Source organism: Cytophagia bacterium CHB2, assembly GCA_030263535.1.
Taxonomy (GTDB): domain Bacteria; phylum Zhuqueibacterota; class Zhuqueibacteria; order Zhuqueibacterales; family Zhuqueibacteraceae; genus Coneutiohabitans.
Genome location: SZPB01000420.1, coordinates 1 through 5012, shown reverse-complemented (window position 1 = coordinate 5012; position 5012 = coordinate 1). Strand labels below are relative to the sequence as shown.

The 5012-nt window shown below is 54.0% G+C and carries 5 protein-coding genes; all 5 read left to right on the top strand.

What is annotated here, in order from left to right:
* Positions 1-541 precede the first annotated feature (541 nt).
* Entirely contained in the window at positions 542-1030 is a 489-nt protein-coding gene (locus tag FBQ85_26355; GenBank protein ID MDL1878655.1) for a cytochrome C, read from the top strand.
* Entirely contained in the window at positions 1027-1425 is a 399-nt protein-coding gene (locus FBQ85_26350) for a cytochrome c (protein MDL1878654.1), read from the top strand. The genes FBQ85_26355 and FBQ85_26350 overlap by 4 nt, the downstream gene beginning before the upstream one ends.
* A 2-nt stretch (positions 1426-1427) precedes the next feature.
* Positions 1428-2063 carry a MarR family transcriptional regulator gene (locus tag FBQ85_26345; GenBank protein ID MDL1878653.1) on the top strand — a complete coding sequence of 212 codons (636 nt, stop codon included), beginning with the start codon at positions 1428-1430 and terminating at the stop codon, positions 2061-2063.
* 797 nt (positions 2064-2860) lie between these two features.
* Complete coding sequence (locus tag FBQ85_26340) at positions 2861-3961, top strand: T9SS type A sorting domain-containing protein (protein ID MDL1878652.1); 1101 nt, start codon at positions 2861-2863, stop codon at positions 3959-3961.
* Positions 3858-5012: hypothetical protein (locus FBQ85_26335; GenBank protein MDL1878651.1), on the top strand; the 1155-nt coding region annotated here is incomplete at its 3' end. The genes FBQ85_26340 and FBQ85_26335, both read left to right, overlap by 104 nt.

Genomic DNA, 5012 nt, shown 5'->3' with positions numbered 1-5012 from the left:
CAAAAAACGAATTCACTCGGCTTTAGGCTATTTGACTCCGATCGAATTCGAAAACCAGTGGAACAAACAAAACAAAACCGCAGTCAAAGTTCCTTAACAAAGGCCTTTTTCGTGTCCAAAAAACGGGGTGCACTACAAATGCCTCGTGTTCATTCCCATAGTAAAAAATACGCCAAAGCGGGCCGGGGCAGACAGTGTATCATAAACAGGATGAAATCTCGTCTCACGAAGTAAACGTCGAACGGATGAATCCAATTGAAATAGACCTTTTCTGTGCAGCAGTAGTGACGCTGCTCTTTGGAGAGGAGAAAAATAGTGATCTTTGGAGGTGGGAGGGTAGTTGGATTCGCGAAGAGCGTGGCTATGCAAACGCGGAAAAATGTCCGTGATGACGGCACCCGGTTTTTTTCCCACAATTTGAGGTCTTCACCACAATCAAAAAAAATTCTTGACAAGTAGCCTTTGCTCTGCTATATTATTTAGGATTCCAAAATAACTAACTGGCTGTTCATTCACTTCAAATTCAGTTGAGGACAGGTATATGAAGCGAACGTCTATTTTTATCTTGATGAGCAGTATGTTCATGCTGGCGCTGGGAATTTGGGCTGGCGACAACGCTGGACAGGTTGCTTATCCCGAGGGTTACCGGCAGTGGGCCCATGTCAAAGCCATGGTGTTGCAGGAAGGCCATCCCCTGTATGAATCTTTCGGCGGCATTCACCACGTCTATGCCAATGCCAAGGCTTTGGAGGCGATGAAGGCCGGCAAGCCGTATCCCGACGGCGCGGTGATTGTCTTTGATCTGCTCGAGGCCAAGGCGGAGAACAACGCCATCTCCGAAGGCAGCCGCAAGGTCGTCGGCGTGATGCAAAAAGATTCCAAAAAATTCGGCGAAACCGGCGGCTGGGGTTTTGAGGGTTTCAAGGGCGACAGCCGTGAGCGCGTCGTCACCGATGCGAAGACTGCCTGCTTTGCCTGCCACGCCGGTCAGAAAGCGCAGGATTACGTTTTTTCAACCTATCGCCAATGAGCTTGCCACGTTTATGGATGAGTGTTGTGGTTGCGGGCGCGCTTCTGGCGTGCGCCCACGACCACAACCCGCGCTTCACCGCTATGCAGACCAGCGATGTGGCGCAAACGCATGCCAGCGCGGGCGGCGTGATTTATCAGGAATGGGGCTGCGGCACCTGCCATGGTGCGAAGGGTGAAGGCACCTCCCAGGGGCCGGCGTTCACCAATCTCGCGGCCCATTGGCGTCGCGAAACTCTGAATCGATATCTCAGGGCGCCCCATGCCTTCCAAGCGCAGGATGAACGGCTGCAACAACTGGCAAAAAAATATGCCCCGATATCCATGCCGGCTTTTGACGGTTTGGACAGCTTGGCGGTGGCTAATCTTGTTGATTATCTTTTGAATGAGCTCTAAACATGTCATCTATTTTTGACCCTGCCCATCAGCATCAAGACGTTGACAGCAAAATTGCCGCCGCGCTGGAGCGAATGGCGCAAGCCTTTCGGGTTTTACTGTGGGAGCAAAACAAACTTCACCATCTCAGCCCGATTCAAATTCAATTTCTGGTTCATCTGCTTTACCATGCCGCCGACCGCTGCACCATCAGCGATCTGGCGAATGGTTTCAGTTTGACGCCGGCCACCGTGAGCGATGCGATCACCACGCTGGAGAAAAAGGGAATGGTCAGCCGCGAATGGTGGGAGACCGATCGCCGTGTGGTTTCGGTGGCGCTGACAACGGAGGGCAAGAAGACGGCGCGGAAACTGTCCAGTTGGGCCAATGTCATTCAGGAAAGCGTCGCTGCCTTTGATCCGCAGGACAAGGTTGTGGTGATGAAATTTCTCATGCACCTGATTGAGTCCTTGCAGCAAGCGGGGGTCATCACCATTGCGCGCATGTGCATCACCTGCAAGTTTTTCCAACCCAACGCCCATGCGAACGCGAAGGCGCCGCATCATTGCCGGTTATTGGATAAACCGCTGGCCGATGTCGAGTTGCGGATCGATTGCGCCGAGCATCAACCTTTCGAGGAGGAAACGGCCTCATCCTGAACAGCAACCGGTCGTCATTCTACCATTCTCACCTCGCGCTGGACGCATTTGGGGTGATTTTTTGAGTTCGAGTGCGTGCTTTGGCATCGCAGCTTTGCACTCCGGTCAATTCAAAACTCAAATCTCAACCCTGTGCGAGTACAACCGCGAGAGATTTCCACTCACCTTTTTTAAGGAAAGGAGAGCGTATGATAACGAAATTTTTGGGCATCGCGCCAGGCGCGGCCTGATGCTGATTGGCGCGGCATCGCTGCTGGCCTGGGGTTGTGAGCAAAAAGCCAAACCGACGCATTTGGGGCCGGCAGCATGGAACAAACAGCAGTGGGCGGAGAAAACCAAAGGCATTCGCACCCGGCTTCGGCGTCTGAGCGGCTCAACGTTGGCGGCAAGGAGAATCCCTGCACCTGCACACAAAGGTTGAATCAATAGCTGCGCCATTTGCCTCCTTAAATCTAAAAACGAAATTTCCCACGAACAAGCCCGCCGGCTTTTCCAGCCAGTCATACGGTGATGATGGCAGAGCGAACCTTGTCCTTAAAAACCCCTCGCGAAGCAAAAGTCGCAGAGAAGGCCGGCGCGACTTGCGCTCTCCACTTTCCTGAGAAATCCTGCCAATCTACTGAACCCATAAGGACAGCTTGCCCATTGATTTGTACATGGGTGTACAACGGCAACGGTCCTTTCAAACGTTGGCTGCGTAATCAGACAGAAAACCCACGAGGCCCGGCGATGGCAGAATTTTTGTTGCCTCGGCATCACTGCAGTGGCTCGTCAAACTCAACCGGAGGAAATCTGTTATGAGAGGAATTATGTTGGCGCTCATTTGTTGCGCGCGTCTTGCGTCGGCGCAAACACCGGAGACGTTTTTCACCATACATTGCGAACCGAATGACTCGCACATGTTCGACAAGCTGGTCCAGCTCGTGAATCTCGCCGATCGCCATCAAGTGCCGCTCACCATCGAGTTCACGCCGCAGTGGGTGGACTCGATCCTGCGCGTTTCCTCGCGATTGCAAAAAGTGCGAGAGTGGCAGCAGCGAGGCCACGAGATCGGCGCACATCATCACGGCGTTTTTCATCCGTATTGGGATCGCTACACCAACTATCCAACCTCCGTCATTATCGCCCAGGGCAAAAATCCCGCGGAACTGCTCGGCGACATGAGCGCGTATCGCGTCTTTCTCGAAAAGATCGGCGGCGATTCGCTCATGCTCACGATGGGCGGCCCGGGTGAGAGCGATCCAGATCAGAGCAAGGACTGGCATGAAGCTTTCATTTACCGCACCGGCGGCGGCCGGCAGGCGCCGGATGCTTTCTCTTCGCCGAGCGTTATCACGTACGGGCCGTATCGCGTTTGCCAGATCAATCATTTTTTCATTGATACGCAAACCGCGGTGAACACGCTGAAATCACGATACAACAACACCGCGAACAAAGACGTGATCGGCGTGGTGACGCACACGTTCAATTTTGCGGCGGACTCGAATTACGTCATCGATTGGATGCGCTTCGTGCAAAGCACGCAGCGCAAAACCGTGCGGCAGATCATGCGCGACCGGCCGTGCCATCCGGTGGTGACCGCGGTGGAAGAGTTCAAGTCGATCCCGCTGGAATTTCGGCTCGAGCAAAATTATCCCAACCCGTTTAATCCGACAACGATGATTGGCTATTCGATTCCGCCGTGGCATCCGGCGACGGGGTTGGTGCAATTGAAAATCTTCGACCTCATGGGGCGGGAAGTGAAAACGCTGGTGCAGGCTTTTCAAACCGCGGGAAACTACACGGTGACGTGGGATGGCCGGGATCACAACGGCCAAAGCGTGGCCTCGGGAATTTATATTTACATCTTGCGCGCCGGCCAATACGAGCTGCGCCAAAGAATGCTTTTTTTCAAGTGACATGATGCGGTGCTTAAGAGTAGAACACGTGAACGAGACTCAAGGAGTAAAACACATGAGAAGATACATCGCTTGCATTCTTGCTCTCTTGCTGATGGCGCGCGTGAATTTCGCGCAACACGGCGTCGATCCCCATTGGGGGCCGGAAACACTTTTGCCGCGAGCAATTGCCGGCAGCAATCAACGCGGGCAATTGTTCAACAACATGGTCATCACCTCCACCGGCAGGGTCATCATCGCGACGACCGAATCGAATCCCGCGAACGCCAATCAAGTTTTTGGCCATTACTTTACCTATTCCGATGACGGTGGCAACACCTGGCTCAATCCGCCCAAAAAGTTTACGTCCACCAGCCTCGTGGTTGGCGGCAGCTCGCCGAAATTGATGATCGATGACGAGGACATCGTGTATGTTCTCTGGACCGCCAAGAGCCCGGCAGCGATCTTTTGCTCGCGCCTCGATGCGGATTTGAATGTCTTGACCGACTCCGTGCGCGTGGCCACGAAAGTGAAATACGATAATTTCTCCACGCACATGACCATCGACCGGCGTAACCGCCTGCACGCGATGTGGCACGAAGGCAATATCGATCTCGGCCATATCAGCGAGGTGTACTCTTCCCGTTCGACCGATCGCGGCTTGAGCTGGAGCCGGCCGATCATGCTCAGTTCCGATGACGGCAGAAAATCCGCCTTTCCGCACGCCGAGTTTGAGACCGCGGGCGACACGCTCGCGATTCCGTGGCGCGATTCGGTGAGCGTGACGGAAAAATGGAACGTGATCATGGTCACGAGCACCGATGGCGGCGCCAATTGGAGCGCGCCGCAGCCAATCGTGACGGGAACCCACATCGATTCCGATCCCGACCTGGTGATTGATTCTTTCAACCGCATTCATCTTTTTTATCATCAATACCCCACCGGCAACGCGCACGCCGGCGCAAACATTCGTTATGCGTATTCCGATGATCTCGGTGCAACGTGGAATCCTTCGGGCTTTCGCCAGCTCTCGGAAATTGGGATACGCTCGCATTTGTTGGAAGGCAGTCGA

Coding starts and splice junctions, on each gene's coding strand:
- FBQ85_26355 (MDL1878655.1), top strand. CDS start 542: ATGAAGCGAACGTCTATTTTTATCTTGATGAGCAGTATGTTCATGCTG.
- FBQ85_26350 (MDL1878654.1), top strand. CDS start 1,027: ATGAGCTTGCCACGTTTATGGATGAGTGTTGTGGTTGCGGGCGCGCTT.
- FBQ85_26345 (MDL1878653.1), top strand. CDS start 1,428: ATGTCATCTATTTTTGACCCTGCCCATCAGCATCAAGACGTTGACAGC.
- FBQ85_26340 (MDL1878652.1), top strand. CDS start 2,861: ATGAGAGGAATTATGTTGGCGCTCATTTGTTGCGCGCGTCTTGCGTCG.